An 18597-nucleotide genomic window follows, 5' to 3' on the forward strand; every position below is an offset into this window, starting at 1 on the left:
TGAAGTGAGACCCGGACCCGGGGGCATACAGAGGCCACCGGCGAAAGGTCGTCCGTCGCGGGCACCGCAGCGAAGGTTCATTCTTAACGTCTGTCCCCGAAAGGACTACTGCCGTTATGGCCAAGATCATTGCATTTGATGAAGAGGCACGCCGCGGCCTTGAGCGGGGCCTGAACATCCTCGCCGACGCCGTTAAGGTCACCCTCGGCCCGCGTGGACGCAACGTCGTCCTCGAAAAGAAGTGGGGCGCCCCCACGATCACCAACGATGGTGTTTCCATCGCCAAGGAGATCGAGCTGGACGATCCTTACGAGAAGATCGGCGCAGAGCTGGTCAAGGAAGTTGCCAAGAAGACGGACGACGTCGCTGGCGACGGTACCACCACTGCCACCGTGCTGGCGCAGGCACTGGTCAAGGAAGGCCTGCGCAACGTTGCCGCCGGCGCCGACCCGCTGTCCCTCAAGCGCGGCATCGAGAAGGCAGTCGAGGCAGTTACTGCCGAGCTGCTGAACTCCGCCAAGGAAATCGAAACCAAGGAAGAAATCGCTGCCACGGCATCGATCTCTGCCGGTGACGACGAAATCGGTGCGCTGATTGCCGAAGCCCTGGACAAGGTGGGCAAGGAAGGCGTCATCACGGTCGAGGAATCCAACACCTTCGGCCTGGAACTCGAGCTCACCGAAGGCATGCGCTTCGACAAGGGCTACATTTCCGCGTACTTCGTCACTGACGCAGAGCGCCAGGAAACGGTCCTCGAGGACCCGTACATCCTGATCGTCAACTCCAAGATCTCCAACGTCAAGGAACTGGTTGCTGTCCTCGAAAAGGTCATGCAGTCCAACAAGTCGCTGCTGATCATCGCCGAGGACATCGAAGGCGAGGCCCTGGCCACGCTGATCGTGAACAAGATCCGCGGCACCTTCAAGTCAGTCGCCGTCAAGGCTCCGGGCTTCGGCGACCGCCGCAAGGCCCAGCTGGCCGACATCGCCGTCCTCACCGGCGGCCAGGTCATCTCCGAAGAGGTTGGCCTCAAGCTCGAAACTGCAGGCCTTGAACTCCTGGGCCAGGCACGCAAGGTTGTTGTCACCAAGGACGAGACCACCATCGTTGAGGGTGCAGGCGACGCCGACCAGATTGCCGGCCGCGTTGCCCAGATCCGTTCCGAGATCGAAAACTCCGATTCGGACTACGACCGCGAGAAGCTGCAGGAACGCCTGGCCAAGCTGGCCGGCGGCGTTGCAGTCATCAAGGCCGGTGCCGCTACCGAAGTTGAGCTCAAGGAGCGCAAGCACCGCATCGAAGATGCCGTGCGTAACGCCAAGGCAGCCGTTGAAGAAGGCATCGTCGCCGGTGGCGGCGTCGCCCTCATCCAGGCCGGCGCCAAGGCGTTCGCCAACCTGCAGCTCTCCGGCGACGAAGCAACGGGCGCCAACATCGTCCGCGTTGCCATCGACGCTCCGCTGAAGCAGATTGCCTACAACGCCGGCCTGGAGCCGGGCGTTGTGGTTGACAAGGTCCGCGGCCTGCCCGCAGGCCACGGCCTGAACGCAGCCACCGGCGAATACGTCGACCTGCTGGCAGCCGGCATCAACGACCCCGTCAAGGTGACCCGCTCTGCCCTGCAGAACGCGGCCTCCATTGCCGGTCTCTTCCTCACCACCGAGGCAGTTGTTGCTGACAAGCCCGAGAAGAACCCCGCCCCCGCAGGCGGCGGCGACGACATGGGCGGCATGGGCGGCTTCTAGTCACCCCTTCGCCGGGACCAGTCCCGCCGTACACCAAAGCGGCCCCCTCCTCGGAGGGGGCCGCTTTTGTGTGGACTTTTACTTACGTGCGCTGGAAAGCATTTCGTCAACTTCCATCCGGAAGCCTTCGGCTGCAGCTGACGGGCTAAGCCGGTCATACAGCACCTCGTCAGTGAAGCGCTTGATGACGTTCTGGACGCTGCCGGCGCCAACGGGCGGGACGGCGGGCGCGGTTTTGATGTCCGGGGAGATGTCCTTCAGGAAGGACACCACCGTGGTGTCGGCCGGCTTCAGGTCCGGGGTGATGGCCTGGACGATGTCCGTGTTGGTGGGCACGCCGCGGTCCGTCATCAGGATCTTGCCGGCTTCAGGGTTGTTGGTCAGGTAATTGATGAACGTTGCGGCCTCGGCCGGGTGCTTGGACCGGGACGACGCGGACCAGAACATGGTGGGCTTGTAGTACATGCCATTGTCCGCCGAGGAGCCGTCCGTGCTGGGGGCCCGGAGCATCTTGATGCTGCCCCCGGTGGTGGCTTCAAGGGAACCCAGCTGGTTGGTCCACCACCAGGCCATGCCTACGCGGTTGGTGCCGAAGAGGCTTTCCTCCAGGCCGGCCCCTGAGTCCTCCGTTGCCACCGTGGCCGGTGGGCTGGCCTTCGAATCGCGCTGTTCCTTCAGCCGTTCCCAGAAGGAGGCGGCGGTTGTGGTGTCGAAGTCCAGCTTTCCATCAGCGGAATACAGGGCTTCGCCGTGCTGCCGGAGCCAAATGATCAGGTCTGCCTCGTTGCTGCCGTAGGCGGCGCCATAGGTCTTGCCGTCGCCGGACGCGCTGATTTTCGCTGCCGTGTCCATAAAGTCGTCCCAGGTCCAGGTGGCGTCATCGGGGATCGGGACGTTGGCGGCTTCGAAGACCTTGGTGTTGGCCATGATCACGTAGGCGTTCTGGCCGGTGCTGAGCCCGTATTGCGACCCGTCGTACTGGCCGGAGGCCAGGGCTTCCTTGTCCAGTTTTCCGGTGTCGATGCCGTCCTGCTTGGCGAGGTCCAGGAGGGCGCCGCGGCCGCCGTACTCTGCGATGTACTTCTGGTCCATCTGGATGACGTCAGGGGCATCGTTGGCGGCCGTCTTGGTAGCCAGCTTGTCCCAGTAGCCGCCCCATTCGCCGGGTTCGGATTCGATGTTGATGTTCGGGTGTTCGGCTTCGAAAGCGGCGATGACCTTTTCGGTCTGGGCGTTCAGGTACTCGTTGCCCCACCAGGCAAAGCGCAAGGTCACTTCGTCGCTGTTGGAGCTTCCGGCGGCACCGCAGCCGGTTGCAAGGATGGAGAAGGCTACGGCGGCTGCGCCGAGCCGGAAGCGCCTGCCGAGGCTGGTAGGGATCGTCATTGATGAACCTTCCTGGTGATGGTCTGCACGTTTCCCTGGGAGCGGGACATTCATTTCACTCCGCATGAGAAAACGTTTTCTCAGGTTGTAGAAGTGATTGTTTCCCACCGCGGGGGTCTCGTCAAGACTTTTTCGGTAACCGCTTTCCGAAAAATGCGAAGAACGTGCCTGCATCAGGGGTCAGCAGAGCGCGGTGTGCCCGGAATCGGAACGGCACCATGCCGCCCGGAATCGGAACGGCACCATGCCGCCCGGAATCGGGAATGTCCTGGCTCTCTGGCAGGATGGACCGGTGACGATTACTGCAGCGGCTGACGGTTCGGCTTTGGGAAATCCCGGCCCCGCCGGATGGGCCTGGTACGTGGATGACGACTGCTGGCGGGCTGGTGGCTGGCCGCATGGCACCAACAACCAGGGCGAACTGATGGCGGTGCTGGACCTGTTCCGCGCCACGGCGCACCTGCCTGGCGAGGACCTGCACATCCTCTGCGACAGCCAGTACGTCATCAACTCAATCACCAAGTGGATGCCGGGCTGGAAGCGCAAAGGCTGGCGCAAGGCCGACGGCAAGCCAGTGCTGAATGTGGACCTCCTTAAGGACCTGGACCGGGAACTCGCAGGCCGGAAATACAGGTTTGAATGGGTCAAGGGGCACGCCGGCCACGACCTCAACGAGGCCGCCGACGATCGTGCCCGGGCAGCTGCGACGGCGTTCCAGCAAGGTGTGGCGCCCCGCAGCGGACCCGGTTTTCCGGACTCGGGCTACCCAGGAACGGCAGTGGTTGGCGCCGGGGTGGAACCACGTGTATCGGTGGATCCACACAGCGCGGCACCAGCTGCCGGGTCCGCCCGACCGGGTGCCCGGCCGCGGCTGGAACCCGGCTACGATGCGCCGGACCTGTTCAGCGAACTGGCCGCCGAGGCCTTTGACACTGCAGAGCCCGCGCAGGCCGCCGGCGGCGCCGGTGCCCCTGAGGCGATCGTGGAGGAACTGGAGCGCGAGCTTCTGGGCCCGCTGGTCCGCGGCGACATAGGCCGGACGGCTGTGCTGCTGCACCCCGACTTTGTGGAGATCGGCAGCTCGGGGCGGATGTGGACCCGGGATGCCATGATGATGGCGCTGGAGGAGGATCCGGGGGAGCGGACCGACATTGAAATCCTGTCAGCCGACCGGATCGAAGACACCTCGGTCCTGCTGACCTACCGGAGCTTCGGCCGCGCAGGCACTACCCTCCGGAGCTCACTCTGGGTGCTGGACGGCGCCCGCTGGCGGCTGCGGTTCCACCAGGGCACCCCGGAGGCCTGAGCGCGCAGCGCACCTCCGTCACCGGACCCCGGCGCCACAGGGCTGCACCGAACCGAAAGCTTCGCCCAGTCGAGCCGAAAGCTGCACCGAACCGAAAGCTTCGCCGAACCGAAAGCGTAGCCGAATCGAAAGCTCCGCCGAACCGCGGGCTCAGCCGAACCGCTGCGTGTTGCCTTGCTCGGCCTGGGCATACGTGGCGGCGGCGGACGCCAGGGCACTGTTGATGGACGCCAGCGAAGCTTCCACCCGGCCCTGCGTCAGGGTCCACTCGGTGATCAGTGCCTGGAAACTGGTGGCGGCGGCGCCCCGCCACGAACCCTGCAGCTCGTCCAGTCCGCTCTTCATGGCGTGGACGTCTGCGCTGATCCGTTCAACGGTGGCCTGGACGGAAGCGGATTTCACCTGGAGAAGTTCGGTATCGACGGAGATGATGCTCATGGCGGGGCCTTTCGCTCCAGCGGGCACGTGCCCTGCCCGGAAGGTCCGGGCTGCTGCAATCGAGCCTATGGACACCACCGGGGCACCGCCACGGGACTAGCGCTGTATGTGGATAACCCCGTCGTCGCTGCCCGCTGCGCGGGCGTCCGCTGCCCCGTCGCCTGACGCGTCGGGGTCCGCTGCCGGAGTGTCCTCGCGGAAGGGGAGGCTGACCACCAGGGTTGCCCCGCCGCCGTCGGTATCCGTCACCCGCACCGAACCGCCGTGGGAGCCCACGATCGCTGCCACGATGGCCAGGCCCAAGCCGCTCCCGCCGGTTTCGCGGGTGCGGGAGGTATCCGCGCGGTAGAACCGCTGGAAAACTTTGCCGGCGTCCTCGGCGGAGATGCCCGGACCATGGTCCCGCACCTCAATGACGGAGGCCGGCCGGCCATCAACGGTGCGGACACCCACGGCGAGTTCAATAGGACTGCCATCGGGCGTGTAGCGCATGGCGTTGCCCACGAGGTTCCCCACCACCTGGCGGAGTTTGGCTTCGTCCCCCAGCGCCGGGGCGGGGGCCGCAGGGCCGCCGTCGATCCCGGTGAGCGAAACCACCCGCGACCGGTCGCTGGCCTGGGTGTCCACCACGGCGTCGTGGGCTATCAGCTGGAGATCCACGGGTTTTTCCTGCAGCGGGCGTTGCTCGTCCAGCCGGGCCAGCAGCAGCAGGTCCTCCACCATGGAGCCCATCCGCTTGGCTTCACTTTCGATCCGGCCCATGGCTGTGGAGACGTCCTCGGGCGTGGTCAGGGCGCCGTGCCGGTACAGCTCGGAGAAGCCGCGGATGGTGACCAGCGGGGTGCGGAGCTCGTGGGAGGCGTCGGCGGCGAACCGGCGCATCTTCGCTTCCGATGCCGTCCGCGCAGCGAAGGCAGTCTCGATGTGGGCCAGCATGGCATTCAGGGAACTGCCCAGCCTGCCCAACTCCGTGTGGGGGTTGTCCACTTCCACGCGCCGGGCCAGGTCACCGGCGGCGATGGCGGCTGCCGTCTTCTCCACCCGGGCCAGCGGCCGGAAGGACCGGCTCACCGTCCAGCTGCCGATCAGCGATGCCAGCAGCAGGGTCAGTAGGCCCACGCCTGTCACCACCAGGGTCACGTGGCTGAGGACATCGTCGACGCTCTGCAGCGGCAGCCCGATGACAACGACGCCTTTCTCGCTGTTGTTCAGGACAACGTTGACGGCGACCACGCGCCAGTTTTCCCCGTCGGTGCCGCGCACCTGGAACGGAACCCGGTTCCGGGCTTCGGCCTGGGCTGCGGAGATGTCCTGGATGTCAGGATGGTTCTGCTTATCCCCGCCGAGCGGATAAGGATCCTGCTGGTCCCGGTAGAGGATGAGCGAATAGTCAGTGGGGACGCTGGGATTGGTGGGGGCCTGCAGCTGGCTGAACGACTGCTGCTTGCCGGCGAGGGCGACAGCGGCATTCAGTTTGTCGTCCACCTGGCCCTGCAGGTAGCTGTGCATCAGGGTCAGCGTCACGGCGCCGGTGACGGTCAGCGCCACCACCAGCAGGCCCATGATGATGGCCACCAGCTGGGACCGCAGGGACGCCGATTTCCATCGCTGTACCAAGGTCAGCGCTTTTCGGCCGTCCGGAGCACGTAGCCCACGCCGCGTTTGGTCTGGATCAGTGCCGGCGCCTCCGGGTCGAGGTCCACCTTGCGGCGCAGGTAGGAGATGTAGGACTCAACAATCGAGGCGTCGCCGTTGAAGTTGTACTCCCAGACGTGGTCCAGGATCTGGGACTTCGACAGCACCCGGTTGGGGTTCAGCATGAGGTAGCGCAGGAGCTTGAACTCGGTGGGGGACAGTTCGATCACTGTGCCGCCGCGGCGCACCTCGTGGGCGTCGTCGTCGAGCTCCAGGTCGTCCACGCGGATGACGGCGTCGTCGTCATCGAGGGTGGGCTGAGTCCGCCGCAGGACAGCGCGGATCCGCGCCACCACTTCATCCAGGCTGAAAGGCTTGGTGACGTAGTCGTCCCCGCCCACCGTAAGGCCCGTGACCTTGTCTTCCGTATCATCCTTGGCCGTGAGGAAAAGCACGGGGAAGTGCTTTCCGGAGGCCCGGAGCCGCCGGGTGACGGTGAAGCCGTCCATGTCGGGCAGCATAACGTCCAGGACGGCGAGGTCCGGCGCGTGCGCTTCGGCTGCTGCCAGTGCATCGCGGCCGTTGGCAGCCGAGACCACCTCGAACCCGGCGAACCGCAGGGACGTGGACAGCAGTTCACGGATGTTGGGTTCGTCATCCACAACGAGGAGCTTAGCCTCCGGGCCGGTCTTGTTCATGTTCCCATCATGCTCCCAGACACTGGGAGTTGTCTGGATGCACGGTGGAAGCCAGGTGGGAGCCGGACCCGTTGGTCTTCCACCAAGGAGCCGGCGGCGATACACTGGCGCCCCACTATGCAAGGGGACGTCGATGGATGGCATAAAGCCGGCCGGCCCGGACCACCGGATACCCGCATTGCTGGAAGCCGACCTTCCCGCCGTCGCCGCAGCGTCCCTCCGGCGCAGCGTCACGGACCTGGCGGAAGTGCAGGCGGAAAGCATCACCCCGCCCGGCGCCAACATGACCACGGGCGGGCTGTGGCGGATCACCGGCACGGCACGGGCACACGAGGGCGACGGTCGTCCCGGCGACCAGCGCTTCAGCGTGGTCGCCAAGCTCACGCAGTCGCCGCTGCTGTGGTCAGGCATCGACGTGGTGCCCCCGGACCTCCGCGAACAGCTCGGCCTGCGCTACCCGTGGCGCACGGAAGCGCAGGCCTACGCCTCCGGCCTGGCAGCGGCCTTGCCGGACGTCGCCTGGATGCCCGACGCGTATCTCATCACCGAAATCGACCCGCAGCGGACCTTGATCTGGATGGCGGACGCCGCCGGTGCCGCTGCCAACTGGTCCGATGCGGAGTACGCTGACGCAGCGTACGCCCTCGGCAGGATCTCCGGCAGCCCGGAAGTAGCCGGGTGCGTGGCGCAGGTGGCGGACGCCACCACGATCCTCCGCCTCCGGTTCTACCTGGAAGGCGTGGGGTCCCAACTGCTGATCCCGATGATCCAGGGCAATGACATCTGGCAGCATCCGGCGGTTACCGGGGCCGCTGACGAAGCGGTCATCACGGGCCTGCGCCGGCTCGCGGACGACTGCTGGGACCTGATGGACGGGCTGGTGGCACTGCCGCAGCTCCCCGTCCACGGTGATGCGAGCCCGCAGAACCTGATGCTGCGCCGTCCCGCAGCGAACGGCAGCCGGACCGGGTTCGCCGTGGTGGACTGGGGAAACTTCGGCCGCGGCCCCGCAGGCTTCGACCTCGCCCAGCTGCTGGCCGGCCGTGTGAACTCCGGGGACCTGTCCGGCGACCAGCTGCACCGCCTCGCCCCGCTGTGCGGGGAGGCCTACTGCGAAGGAATGTCCGACGCCGGTGCGGAGCCGGTACCGTCGGAGGTCCGGCACGGGATGGTGGCGGCGCTGGCCCTGTTCAGCGGGTTGGGGGTGCTGCCGTTTGACCGCCTGGGCGGGCCGCCCACGCCCGGGCTGGATGACCTCGTGGCAGGCCGGTTGGAGATGGCCCGCTTTATCCTGGGCGCACTGGGCGCCGGCTGGTAGCCGGCCTTGCGGCGCCGCGGGCCGGCGTATTTACCAGCCCATGGTCCCCGGCTCACCTTTGAACGGGCCCACCACCCGGTCCGTGATCCAGCCGCCGTAGAAGCCGCCGGCCTGCGGCCTGACGCGCTCGCCGTCGACTTCGCAGCTGTCCATCCGGCCAGGGTAGAGCGCCACATGGCCGGCCAGCGCCGCGTAGCCGGCCACGGGCTCCGGATAAAACCAGGCGGCGCCCTCCGCGGCGGCATCCCCGCCGCGGACCGTCAGGTACCGGGCAGCGCCCTTGAATTCGCAGAAGCTGCTGCCTGGGGCCGGTTCCAGCGCACCCGGCACAAACGCCGACGCCGGGAAGTAGTAGACGGGCGGGTGGCTTGTCTCCAGGACCCGGAGGGAGTCCGACGTGTCCAGGATCAGGGCCCCGCCCAGGAAGATGCGGATCCTTTCGCTGCTGGGTTCCACCCGTGGCGGCCGGGGGTAGTCCCAGACGGACTCCTGCCCGGGCAGGGGGACCAGTGGGGTCTTTGCAGTCGTCATGCCTCCAGTGTGCACGATCCATCCCGTGGGTGCGCCGGCGGGGCGGACCCACGCCGGGCCTGCGCGGCAGCGCGGACAGGCGGCCTGCGGCACCCGGGCGGGTTCCGCCGTCGGGAACCCCGGAAAGAGGCGGGCTGAAGCGCCGGCCGGGAACCCAAATCCGCCCCGGAACGTTCACCGCCGGACGTATTCCCCCTGCCCCGGGTCAGGAATACAGTGAGGGGTGTTGGGCCCGTCCGGTCAGGGGCCGGTGAATCCGGCTGCCGGCACGTCCCAGCATTCTTTGAGGCAACATCAGATAGATTTCCTGCCCAACCGAAGGGGACGAAACACCATGACCGATGGAAGTGCCACCGAAAGCAACGGCGCCACCGACCGCAGCATCCGCGACTGGGCTGACCTGGCCGAGGAAATGTGGTCCTACCTGACCGGCAAGGGCGCCGCGATCAACTACCAGTTTGTGGACATGACCGTGGAGGTACCCCGCGACATCGGGCCGGACGCGCCCCGGGCAACGTGGAAACTCAACGGCAGCCTCCGCGTCACCACCAGCGACAAGGACGCCGCCGGGTCCGATCTGAACCGCAGCTGACTGTTATGGCCGAGTACCGCCTGGATATCGACGTGGACTTTTCCTACACGGACGGGACAGGCACCGTCACCAACGGGACTGCCCGTGCGGCCGGCACGGAAGTGACGGTATCCCTGGACAGCCTGGCGCCGGTGGGCGGCGGCGGGCTGCCGTCCCTGGATGACGTCCGGCCGTTCGCCGACATGCTGGCCGGCAAAGGCGTGAGTGTGACGCTGGCCGGTCCGGACGGGACCATCCTGAGCCTGGGGGCGGTGAACAGCCCCGCGACACAGCGGCTCGTCACCCGCAGCGCCAACATCAAGCTGGGAAAGCTGGGCGCGTTGATGCCGCTGGCCCGGCAGGGCCGGCGCAAGGCCGCGGGTGTGCCCCTGCTGCCACCTGCCACCCCGCTGCCGTTGCTCCCCACGGTCCGGCGGAACATCACCCGCCGGATCACCACCACCCACTACACCCGGGGCAGTGGCCGGCCCCGGCTGATCTTTGTCCAGGACGCGGCCAGCTGGACCGGCCAGGTCCCCCGCGAGGTGACCCTGGACCAGGAATCGCTGAGCATCGGCAGCGACCCCGGTTCCGGGCTCCTGCTCGAAGGGCTCGACGGGCTGCACGCCGAGGTGGTCCATGACGGCCGGGACGAGTACATCCTGGTGCCGCACGGCAGCGTCAGCGGCAGCGTGTCCGGAACCGGGCCGTCAGTGCTCCGCACCGGCGCGCGGATCCAGATGGGGCAATGGTGCCTGGCGTTTTTCCGGGAGGAATTCGCGGACCATGGGCGCCCGCACGGCGGCCGGAGCGGCGGCGAACTGGCCTACGAACGTCCGCAGTTCGATCCGCGGACCGGCACCATGGAGCGGGACAGCAACGAAAGTGTCACCTAGGGATCAGCCCGGCCGGTCCGCATCCTTGGCATCGAGGATGCGGTAGGCGTACCCCTGCTCGGCCAGGAACCGCTGCCGTTTGGCGGCGAACTCCTGGTCCAGGGTGTCCCTGGCCACCAGGGAGTAGAAGCGGGCGGCCCGGCCATCCTTCTTGGGCCGCAGCAACCGGCCCAGCCGCTGCGCTTCCTCCTGGCGCGAGCCGAAGGAGCCGGACACCTGGATGGCCACGGAGGCCTCCGGAAGGTCGATGGAGAAGTTGGCCACCTTGGACACCACCAACGTCCTGACCTCCCCGGCCCGGAACGCGTCGAACAGCTTCTGGCGTTCCTTCACGGACGTGTCGCCCTTGATCACCGGGGCGGCCAGGCGCTCGCCGATCTCGTCCAGCTGGTCGATGTACTGTCCGATCACCAGGAGCTGTTCGTCGCGGTGCTTTTCCACCAGGCGCTCCACCACCAGGGTCTTGGACTCTGACGTGGAGCACAGCCGGTACTTGTCCGCGTCCTCGGCCATGGCGTAGGCCACCCGTTCGTCGTGGGGCAGGTCCACGCGGACCTCCACGCAGTCCGCCGGCGCGATGTAGCCCTGCGACTCGATGTCCTTCCACGGCGCGTCGTAGCGTTTGGGGCCGATCAGGCTGAAGACCTCACCCTCGCGGCCGTCCTCACGGACCAGCGTGGCGGTCAGGCCCAGCCGGCGCCTGGCCTGCAGGTCCGCCGTCATCCGGAAGATCGGGGCGGGCAGCAGGTGGACCTCGTCGTAGATGATCAGGCCCCAGTCGTGGCCGTCCACCAGCTCAAGGTGCGGGTACAGGCCGCCGCGCTTGAGCGTGAGGACCTGGTAGGTGGCGATGGTGACCGGCCGGACCTCCTTGACGGCACCGGAATATTCGCCGATCTCATCCTCAGTCAGGGTGGTGCGTTTGAGCAGTTCGTCCTTCCACTGCCGGGCAGCCACCGTGTTGGTCACGAGGATTAAGGTGGTGGTGCAGCCGGTGGCCATCGCCGCTGCGCCCACAATGGTTTTCCCGGCGCCGCAAGGCAGCACCACCACTCCACTGCCGCCGGACCAGAAGTTTTCGCTGGCCTGCTGCTGGTAGGGCCGCAGCTGCCAACCCTCTTCCTTGAGCGCAATCAGGTGCGGGGTGCCGTCCACGTAGCCGGCCAGGTCCTCCGCAGGCCAGCCGATCTTCAGCAGCAGCTGCTTCAGCTGGCCCCGCTGGGAGGCGTGCACCACAACGGTCTCGCCGTCGATCCGGGGGCCCAGCAGGGGCTGGATCTTTTTGGCCCTGATCACTTCCTCCAGGACCGGATAGTCGTCGGTGCGCATCACCAGGCCGTGCTGGGGGTCCTTTTCCAGCCGCAACCGGCCGTACCGGGACATGGTTTCGGCCACATCCACCAGCAACGAATGCGGTACCGGGAACCGGGAGTACTTCAGCAGCGTATCCAGGACCCGTTCGGCGTCCAGGCCCGCGGCCCGCGCATTCCACAGGCCCAGCGGGGTGAGCCGGTAGCTGTGGACGTGTTCCGGGGCGCGTTCCAGTTCCGCGAAGGGCGCGATCGCGTGCCGGGCTTCGGTGGCGAGCTCGTGGTCCACCTCCAGGAGGATGGTTTTATCACTCTGGACGATCAGGGGTCCGTCGTTCACGGGGGTCCTTTACTGGCGCAGTTCCCCTGCGGCCTCGATATCGATGATGCGGTGGACGGACAGGACCCGTTCTGTTTCCCTGGCAGGGTCAAACACCCGGACCCGGCCGCCGCTTACGGATAGCGGAACAACAATTTCCAGGTTGGCATTCCCCAGGCTGTCCACCACGTTCATGCTGATTTTCTGCTTGAGCCGGATGGCCCGCTGCAGCGCCTCAAGCCCCAGCTGGGTGGCCACCTCGCCGGAGTGCCCGTTGCCGGATGCGCCGGCACCGGATGTTCCGTTGCCGACGGCGGCCCCCACCTGCCGCAGCACGGCCAGTTGCGCCTCCACGTCCTCAGCCGGGGGCGCGGTCCGCGGCGCGGAATAGACCGGGCGGCCGTTCTCCTGCGGCGCGGTGGTCCGCCGGAGCCGCAGCGCTGGCCCGTCCCCGTTATCCACCGCGGGGGAGAGGCCCAGGCTGCGGAGGGCCTGCGCGGCTTCCCGGGGAGCCACGGAGGCCACCAGCACGGTGGGGGCGATCCGGACCAGGCCCAGGGCGGCCGCGCGGGGGCCGGAGAGGAGCTCCTGCAGGGCGGCCTCGTCGTCGCTTTGGATGAAGCTGGCGGCGGGCCCAACTTGGAGCCTGCCATGCCGGGATGCCGTGTCCGCCACGAGGTACTCCAACGGCTGGGGCACGGCAGTGGCCGAGTGCTCGCGGAGGAAGGCGAGCAGCCCGGCGGCATCAAAACCGTTGTCCAGGGCCCGGCGGATGGACCCGGCCGAAAAGCGGTAGATCCCTGCAGGTCCTTGGCCCTCGGCGTCGGCCATCAGCAGGAGCTGCTCCGTCAGGGCCGGTGCCAGGTAGCCGGGGGCAACGGCGGTCAGGTCGGCCTGGAGCAGCACGTGGTTCAGTGCCGCGGGCAGGTGCTCGCCCAGGATGTCCAGCGCATCGTCCTGCTGGTCCGCCGCCACGGCACTGCCCAGCTGGGTCAACGCGCCGGATCCCACCAGGCCCAGGAGCTCGGCTTCGGCGAGGACGCCGCGGATCAGGGAGCTGAAGCGCCGGGCCATCCTGGGCTGCGACCATTCGGCGCGCTGGAGGACCGCGACTGCGTCCAGCACGGGCGCCGTTCCGTCCGGCGCCCCTGCCTCGTCGGTGAGCTCCTTCAGGATTTCCAGGATCCGTTTGCGCACCACCGGGGCGTCGGGGCGCTGCGCCTCGGCGGAGAGCGCCACGATGGCACCGCCGCCCGGGGCGCGGTGGCCCGTTGCGGGCCCGGCGCCGGGCTGGCCCACCAGGGAGGGCACCCGCTCGCTGGCCAGCCAGGCGTTGACCAGCCACAACCATTGCTCCTGCCGGGGCACAAGGAGCCATTCGAGGTCCGCCGGGCGCACCCAGGAACTGGTGTCCACGTCCAGCCGGATCAGGCCCGCCAGGGCGCACAGTTCCAGCAGCACCCCCGCCCGGGTCTGGTCAAGGCGCAGCACCTCGCTCAGCCTGCGGGTTTCGCGGACGCCCACGCCGCCGCTGCGCAGGGTTGCCAACGGCTGTTCGCCAACGGCGTGCAGCAGCTCGCCCACCAGGCGCAGGGTCTCCGAGATGGCGCTGAGGGCAGCGTTCCTGCGCAACGCGGCGGTGGTCCGGCCAAGCTCGGGGCGGGGCGGGGTAAGGCTGAAGTCGTCGATAACCACACCGCCGCGCAGCGACGTGCCCACGCTGTGCGGCAGTTCCACATGCGCCGCGTCCAGGGGCACCAGCAGGCCGCGGGCCAGCAGCCAGTCCACGGGCCCGACGTCGGCACCCTCGGTGGTGATCGACGCCTTGCGTTGCGCCTGGGGGACGGCGCCCATGGCCCAGTTCCGGAACCTGGCGAGCAACGCCGTGGTCCTTGCCGGTGCCCCTGCGAGGATATGGTGCAGTCCCTCCGGCGATGACGTCCAATGCTGCAGGGCCAGAGCTGCTTCCATGGGGGTGGTGGCATCGTGGATGTCCGCACCGCTGCGGTGCAGTTCGGAAACCAGCTGAACGGCGCGCTGCGCAAACGCGGGCTGGAGCCGGACCAGTTCCGTGTAGCTGCGGCCGAGCCCGGCCGGGTAAATCCCCACCACGTCCTTCAAGGAGCCCACAGGCAGGTAAAACCGGTGTTTTGCCGGCCCGGCGGCGGTTCCGGACGGTGGGGCTGCCCGGTGGACCAGCGCCATTTCCTGCAGGGTGGCCAGGATGCCGTCGACGGTGGCGGCGGTGGACCCGGTGATGAGTTTGCGGAGCCCCGCGGCGGACGCGCTGTGGCCGGTGTCCGTGTTGGTGCACAGGTGGAGGGTTTCCAGGACCTGCATCTGCGGCCGGTTAAGCCGTTCCAGCGCCCGCTGGACGCTGACCCGCGCACTGGCCCGGGCCGCCAGCGCGGCGAAATCCGGGACGCCCGGGGAGATAAGGTCCGGCCGCGCCGCAAACAGCGCCCGCAGCGAGTCATCGGTGCGGGCGGCCAAGTCCTTGCTGAGCGCGCGAATGAGGGACATCAGTCCAACGTTACCGCCGGTCAGGCTTTGTTGCCCGGCGACGCCCGGCAACACTGTCCAGAACCAGGAAGAGCATCAGGATGAATGCCAGCGGCAGCCCGTAAAGGGCGGAGTAGGTCACCCAGGGCGGAGCCACGGCGCCGGCGAAGGCCAGCGCCATAACGGCTGCAACGGCGGCCAGGGACAGCAGGGCAATGGCTGCGGCCGCAATCATCAGGGGCCTGCGGTAGCGCGGGGGTGTCATGGAAGTAACGCTACAGGCCCGCGGCGGCGGGGGTGAACGGCTCCCGTGGGGCCCGGTAAAGCGGGAATGTGGCACCGGGCAGGATAACCTTGAAGGATACAGACCAAGACGGTCCGCAGCTGCCATACCCTGAACCCGCACCACAGTGCGGACGCGGTGGTGGCCGGCCGGGTCCCCAGACATTAAGACGAAGAAGGTTGATTACGTGCCTACCGGCAAGGTCAAGTGGTATGACAAGGACAAAGGGTTCGGCTTCCTCGCCGGCGAGGACGGGCAGGAAGTATTCCTGCCCAAATCGTCGCTGCCCGAGGGTGTGACGGAACTCAAGGCCGGCACCCGTGTGGAGTTCGGCGTCGCTGACGGCCGGAAGGGTGCCCAGGCGCTGGGCCTGCGGGTACTGGACAAAACGCCGTCCCTGGCCAAGGCCAAGCGGCCCAGCGCCAAGGACCTGGCGCCCCTGGTCCAGGACCTCGTGAGTGTGCTGGATAACCTGTCCGGCACCCTGTCGGCCGGTAAGTACCCGGAAGGCAACAAGGGCAAGGCCATCGCCGCTGCCCTCCGCAAGGTCGCCGACGAGCTGGACGTTTAGGCAACCATGAACCCCCAAGCTGAACAGCCGGAAGCGGTGCTGCAGGACCAGGCCGCTGACGCCCCGGCCGCTGACCAGGCCACCCCTGCTGCGGCAGCCCCCGCACCGGCCGCGCCCAAGCGGGGCGCCGGTGTGCCCGTCTGGCGGGTTGGAAAGCCGGATGCCTTCCTGGCCGCAGCCGTGGATTCGGCCCGCGCCGCCGTCGAGGGCATCACCGAACCTGGCGCCGTTGGCCGGCACCTGGCCGCCAAAAGCGAAGGCGACCGCCTGGTGACGCACCTGTTCGAGTCCAGGCTCGCCGGCTACCAGGGCTGGCAGTGGTACGCCGTGCTGACCCGCAACTCCCGCTCCAAGACGGTCACCGTCAACGAGCTCGGCATGCTACCGTCCGGGGAATCCATCCTCGCCCCTGAATGGGTGCCGTGGGCCGAACGCGTCCGGCCTGAGGATGAGCAGGAACAGGCTGCCCAGGAGCAGGAACGCCGGCACCGGGACGCGCCGGCCCACAGCTCTGCTGATGCGGATGCCGCAGAAACGGACGACGACGTTGCGGACCAGGTGCCGGAAGGCCAGGAACACGACGCAGTTGTGTCAGCTGATGCAGCTAACGACAATGACGACGATGACGCGGACGACGCCGAAACGGACGAGGATGAAGACTCGCCGGACAGTGCCGGTTTCGGCGGCCGGGGAGACTAAGGCCCCGCGGGCCCGGTTTTTCCCGCCGAAGCCCCAGCACTCCGCACGGCATTTTCTGACCAAAGTACTCCGCACCAAGCACTCCGCACCACGGCACTCCGCACCACAACAAAAAGGCGCCGCCCGGCTGTTTAGCCGGGCGGCGCCGTCGTGCGTTCAGGACATGTCGCTGCGCGCTATTTGCGCAGTTCGCCCACCACGTAGTCGATGCTGGCCAGCAGGGCGGTCACGTCGTCCGGATCGATGGCAACAAACGTGGCAATGCGCAACTGGTTGCGTCCCAGCTTGCGGTAGGGTTCGGTGTCCACCACGCCGTTGGCTCGCAGGACCTTTGCCACCTGCGCGGCGTCCACGGAATCATCGAAATCAATGGTGGCGATGACATTGGACCGTTCGTCCGGGTTGGCTACGAACGGTGTTGCGTACTCCGAAGCCTCGGCCCAGCTGTAGATCCGGCCTGCCGAATCGGCGGTGCGCCCGGCAGCAAAGTCCAGGCCGCCGTTGCTGTTCAGCCACTGCACCTGGGCGTCCAGGGTCACCAGGGTGGAGAGCGCCGGGGTGTTGTAGGTCTGGTTCAGCCGGGAGTTGTCGATGGCCGTCTGCAGGTCCAGGAAATCCGGGATCCAGCGGTTGCCGGCCTTGATCCGCGCGGCACGCTCCAGTGCGGCCGGCGAGAACAGGCCCAGCCACAGCCCGCCGTCCGAGGCAAAGTTCTTCTGCGGGGCGAAGTAGTAGACATCGCTTTCGGCAACGTCCACGTCCAGCCCGCCGGCAGCCGAGGTGGCATCCACCAGAACCAGCGAGCCTTCATCGGCCCCCGCGACGCGGCGCACCGGGGCGGAGACGCCAGTGGAGGTTTCGTTCTGGGGCCAGGCGTAGACGTCCACACCGGCCTCTGCCTGTGCCGTGGGACGGGTGCCCGGCTCCGCCTTGATGATGGAGGAAGCCGCCAGGAACGGGGCCTTGTTGGTGGCGGCTGCGAACTTGGAACCGAACTCACCGAAGGACAGGTGCTGCGCCTTCTCCTCAACCAGGCCAAAGCTGGCAACATCCCAGAATGCGGTGGAGCCACCGACGCCGAGGACTACTTCGTAGCCTTCGGGGGCGCGGAAGAACTGGCTCAGGCCGGAGCGGACGGAGCCCACCAGGTTTTTGACCGGAGCCTGGCGGTGGGAGGTCCCCAGAATGGCCTTGGACGCGGCGGAAAGAGCATCGATCTGCTCCTGCCGGACCTTGGAGGGTCCGGCGCCGAACCGTCCGTCCCGGGGCAGCAGGTTGGCGGGGATCGTGATGCTGGTTTCGCTCACAGGTGCTCCAATTTCGGCGTGGAAGTTGTTGCGCCGGGACGGCTGGGTGCCGGCCGCCAGTGGTCAGCGGCCCTCGGCCCGGACCCTCCAATTGTGCCTGAAGTGGTGTTTCGGCGGGAACCGCACCCGTCATAGTCCAGTCATTGAGACAGTCCGGCAGAAGAGCCGAATCTATTCGGACAAACTCAAAATAGGCTAAGCTTTTCCACGGACTACGCCGCCGTCTGGGCGGTACGGTGGGACAACGCAAGGTACTGCGCTCGAGGAGCTGAGCTGGATGACGGATCTTATCGACACTACGGAGATGTACCTTCGCACCATTTTGGAGCTTGAGGAAGAAAACATCGTTGCCCTCCGGGCCCGCATCGCGGAACGGCTGAGGCACTCGGGGCCCACGGTTTCGCAGACCATCGGCCGGATGGAGCGTGACGGCCTGGTGGTGGTGTCCGGGGACCGGCACCTGGAACTGACCGAGACCGGCCGTAAGCGCGCCACCGAAGTCATGCGCAAACACCGGCTCGCCGAGCGCCTCCTGGCGGACGTTATCGGCCTGGACTGGGCGTACGTCCACGACGAGGCCTGCCGCTGGGAACACGTGATGAGCGAACGCGTGGAGAAGCGTATCTACGAGATGCTGAACCACCCCACGGAGTCGCCCTACGGCAACCCCATCCCGGGCCTCGCGGCGTTGGGTGGCCAGCCCGGCAACGGCTTCCGGGACGGAGCCGTCAGCCTGCTCGAAGCCATGAAGTCCTACGGCCCCGCCTCCTCGGTGACGGTGAGCCGGCTGGCGGAGCCCATCCAGGTTGAACCGGAACTTCTGGTCCAGCTCGACGAAGGCGGCATCCGGCCCGGCGCAGCCGTTTCGCTGGAGCGCGTTGGCGACTACATCTCCGTCCGCGTGGCCGGCATCGAAGGTGCCCTGGAACTGCCCCCTGAAGTGGCAGCGCACGTCTTCGTCGCGGTCAACTGACGCTGCCCGACGCCGCACTTACCCAATCCCGAGCGGGTTACGCAAAGATAACGGAATTGTTACTATGCGGGGGTAACGGATATAGTTGAACCTAAGCGTTGATACATAA

At 67.3% G+C, this 18597-nt stretch carries 17 protein-coding genes; 8 read left to right on the forward strand and 9 right to left on the reverse strand.

The window, feature by feature from the left end:
* The first annotated feature begins 116 nt into the window (after positions 1-116).
* Positions 117-1745, forward strand: coding sequence for a chaperonin GroEL (gene groL / locus ACU18_RS14360; RefSeq protein WP_050686603.1), 1629 nt, complete (start codon positions 117-119; stop codon positions 1743-1745).
* Positions 1746-1823: 78 nt separating this feature from the next.
* Here groL and ACU18_RS14365 read toward each other — a convergent pair whose 3' ends face one another.
* The gene (locus ACU18_RS14365) at positions 1824-3131 is read right to left on the reverse strand and encodes an ABC transporter substrate-binding protein (RefSeq protein ID WP_050686605.1); all 1308 of its coding nucleotides are present in this window, start codon (positions 3129-3131) and stop codon (positions 1824-1826) included.
* Between the two features lie 292 nt (positions 3132-3423).
* Between ACU18_RS14365 and ACU18_RS14370 the strand changes: the two genes are divergently transcribed.
* Complete coding sequence (locus ACU18_RS14370; protein ID WP_050686648.1) at positions 3424-4437, forward strand: ribonuclease HI family protein; 1014 nt, start codon at positions 3424-3426, stop codon at positions 4435-4437.
* Positions 4438-4587: 150 nt separating this feature from the next.
* Here the strand turns inward: ACU18_RS14370 and ACU18_RS14375 are convergent, their stop codons facing one another.
* From ACU18_RS14375 to ACU18_RS14385, 3 genes are all read right to left on the reverse strand, one after another.
* A complete protein-coding gene (locus ACU18_RS14375) occupies positions 4588-4875 on the reverse strand; it encodes a WXG100 family type VII secretion target (RefSeq protein WP_050686607.1) in 288 nt (95 codons plus the stop codon).
* A gap of 96 nt (positions 4876-4971) precedes the next feature.
* Positions 4972-6492, reverse strand: coding sequence for a sensor histidine kinase (locus ACU18_RS14380; RefSeq protein ID WP_050686609.1), 1521 nt, complete (start codon positions 6490-6492; stop codon positions 4972-4974).
* 2 nt (positions 6493-6494) lie between these two features.
* Positions 6495-7208, reverse strand: coding sequence for a response regulator transcription factor (locus ACU18_RS14385; RefSeq protein ID WP_050686611.1), 714 nt, complete (start codon positions 7206-7208; stop codon positions 6495-6497).
* A 133-nt stretch (positions 7209-7341) separates the two neighbouring features.
* On the opposite strand from ACU18_RS14385, the gene ACU18_RS14390 reads away from it, so the two are divergent.
* Positions 7342-8526: a phosphotransferase gene (locus ACU18_RS14390; RefSeq protein ID WP_197273590.1), complete on the forward strand. Its 1185-nt coding sequence runs from the start codon at positions 7342-7344 to the stop codon at positions 8524-8526.
* Positions 8527-8556: 30 nt separating this feature from the next.
* On the opposite strand, the gene ACU18_RS14395 is transcribed toward ACU18_RS14390, so the two are convergent.
* Complete coding sequence (locus tag ACU18_RS14395) at positions 8557-9057, reverse strand: DUF427 domain-containing protein (protein WP_050686615.1); 501 nt, start codon at positions 9055-9057, stop codon at positions 8557-8559.
* A gap of 334 nt (positions 9058-9391) precedes the next feature.
* On the opposite strand from ACU18_RS14395, the gene ACU18_RS14400 reads away from it, so the two are divergent.
* Both ACU18_RS14400 and ACU18_RS14405 read left to right on the forward strand, forming a co-directional pair.
* The gene (locus ACU18_RS14400; RefSeq protein WP_050686617.1) at positions 9392-9649 is read left to right on the forward strand and encodes a hypothetical protein; all 258 of its coding nucleotides are present in this window, start codon (positions 9392-9394) and stop codon (positions 9647-9649) included.
* Positions 9650-9654: 5 nt separating this feature from the next.
* Positions 9655-10524, forward strand: a complete 870-nt coding sequence (locus tag ACU18_RS14405) for a hypothetical protein (protein WP_050686618.1) — start codon at positions 9655-9657, stop codon at positions 10522-10524.
* A 3-nt stretch (positions 10525-10527) separates the two neighbouring features.
* On the opposite strand, the gene ACU18_RS14410 is transcribed toward ACU18_RS14405, so the two are convergent.
* Genes ACU18_RS14410 through ACU18_RS14420 form a run of 3 tightly spaced genes read right to left on the reverse strand, consistent with a single transcriptional unit; the run spans position 10528 to position 14920 of the window.
* Positions 10528-12174 carry a DNA repair helicase XPB gene (locus ACU18_RS14410; protein WP_050686619.1) on the reverse strand — a complete coding sequence of 549 codons (1647 nt, stop codon included), beginning with the start codon at positions 12172-12174 and terminating at the stop codon, positions 10528-10530.
* Positions 12175-12183: 9 nt separating this feature from the next.
* Positions 12184-14676, reverse strand: a complete 2493-nt coding sequence (locus ACU18_RS14415) for a helicase-associated domain-containing protein (RefSeq protein WP_050686620.1) — start codon at positions 14674-14676, stop codon at positions 12184-12186.
* A gap of 10 nt (positions 14677-14686) precedes the next feature.
* Positions 14687-14920: a hypothetical protein gene (locus ACU18_RS14420; protein ID WP_050686621.1), complete on the reverse strand. Its 234-nt coding sequence runs from the start codon at positions 14918-14920 to the stop codon at positions 14687-14689.
* A 205-nt stretch (positions 14921-15125) separates the two neighbouring features.
* Between ACU18_RS14420 and ACU18_RS14425 the strand changes: the two genes are divergently transcribed.
* Positions 15126-15509: a cold-shock protein gene (locus ACU18_RS14425; RefSeq protein ID WP_050686622.1), complete on the forward strand. Its 384-nt coding sequence runs from the start codon at positions 15126-15128 to the stop codon at positions 15507-15509.
* A 6-nt stretch (positions 15510-15515) separates the two neighbouring features.
* Positions 15516-16208, forward strand: coding sequence for a DUF3027 domain-containing protein (locus ACU18_RS14430; protein ID WP_050686623.1), 693 nt, complete (start codon positions 15516-15518; stop codon positions 16206-16208).
* 176 nt (positions 16209-16384) lie between these two features.
* Here ACU18_RS14430 and serC read toward each other — a convergent pair whose 3' ends face one another.
* Positions 16385-17515 (reverse strand): phosphoserine transaminase, encoded by a 1131-nt coding sequence (gene serC, locus ACU18_RS14435; RefSeq protein ID WP_050686624.1) that lies wholly within the window; start codon positions 17513-17515, stop codon positions 16385-16387.
* Positions 17516-17792: 277 nt separating this feature from the next.
* On the opposite strand from serC, the gene ACU18_RS14440 reads away from it, so the two are divergent.
* Positions 17793-18488: a metal-dependent transcriptional regulator gene (locus ACU18_RS14440; protein WP_050686625.1), complete on the forward strand. Its 696-nt coding sequence runs from the start codon at positions 17793-17795 to the stop codon at positions 18486-18488.
* Positions 18489-18597 lie beyond the last annotated feature (109 nt).

The organism is Arthrobacter sp. ZBG10 (assembly GCF_001238605.1).
Lineage (GTDB): Bacteria > Actinomycetota > Actinomycetes > Actinomycetales > Micrococcaceae > Arthrobacter.

What these genes read in the sequence shown, in the direction of transcription:
- groL (WP_050686603.1), top strand. Translation starts at nt 117, where the DNA reads ATGGCCAAGATCATTGCATTTGATGAAGAGGCACGCCGCGGCCTTGAG.
- ACU18_RS14365 (WP_050686605.1), bottom strand. Translation starts at nt 3,131, where the DNA reads ATGACGATCCCTACCAGCCTCGGCAGGCGCTTCCGGCTCGGCGCAGCC.
- ACU18_RS14375 (WP_050686607.1), bottom strand. Translation starts at nt 4,875, where the DNA reads ATGAGCATCATCTCCGTCGATACCGAACTTCTCCAGGTGAAATCCGCT.
- ACU18_RS14385 (WP_050686611.1), bottom strand. Translation starts at nt 7,208, where the DNA reads ATGAACAAGACCGGCCCGGAGGCTAAGCTCCTCGTTGTGGATGACGAA.
- ACU18_RS14390 (WP_197273590.1), top strand. Translation starts at nt 7,342, where the DNA reads ATGGATGGCATAAAGCCGGCCGGCCCGGACCACCGGATACCCGCATTG.
- ACU18_RS14395 (WP_050686615.1), bottom strand. Translation starts at nt 9,057, where the DNA reads ATGACGACTGCAAAGACCCCACTGGTCCCCCTGCCCGGGCAGGAGTCC.
- ACU18_RS14400 (WP_050686617.1), top strand. Translation starts at nt 9,392, where the DNA reads ATGACCGATGGAAGTGCCACCGAAAGCAACGGCGCCACCGACCGCAGC.
- ACU18_RS14405 (WP_050686618.1), top strand. Translation starts at nt 9,655, where the DNA reads ATGGCCGAGTACCGCCTGGATATCGACGTGGACTTTTCCTACACGGAC.
- ACU18_RS14415 (WP_050686620.1), bottom strand. Translation starts at nt 14,676, where the DNA reads ATGTCCCTCATTCGCGCGCTCAGCAAGGACTTGGCCGCCCGCACCGAT.
- ACU18_RS14420 (WP_050686621.1), bottom strand. Translation starts at nt 14,920, where the DNA reads ATGACACCCCCGCGCTACCGCAGGCCCCTGATGATTGCGGCCGCAGCC.
- ACU18_RS14430 (WP_050686623.1), top strand. Translation starts at nt 15,516, where the DNA reads ATGAACCCCCAAGCTGAACAGCCGGAAGCGGTGCTGCAGGACCAGGCC.
- ACU18_RS14440 (WP_050686625.1), top strand. Translation starts at nt 17,793, where the DNA reads ATGACGGATCTTATCGACACTACGGAGATGTACCTTCGCACCATTTTG.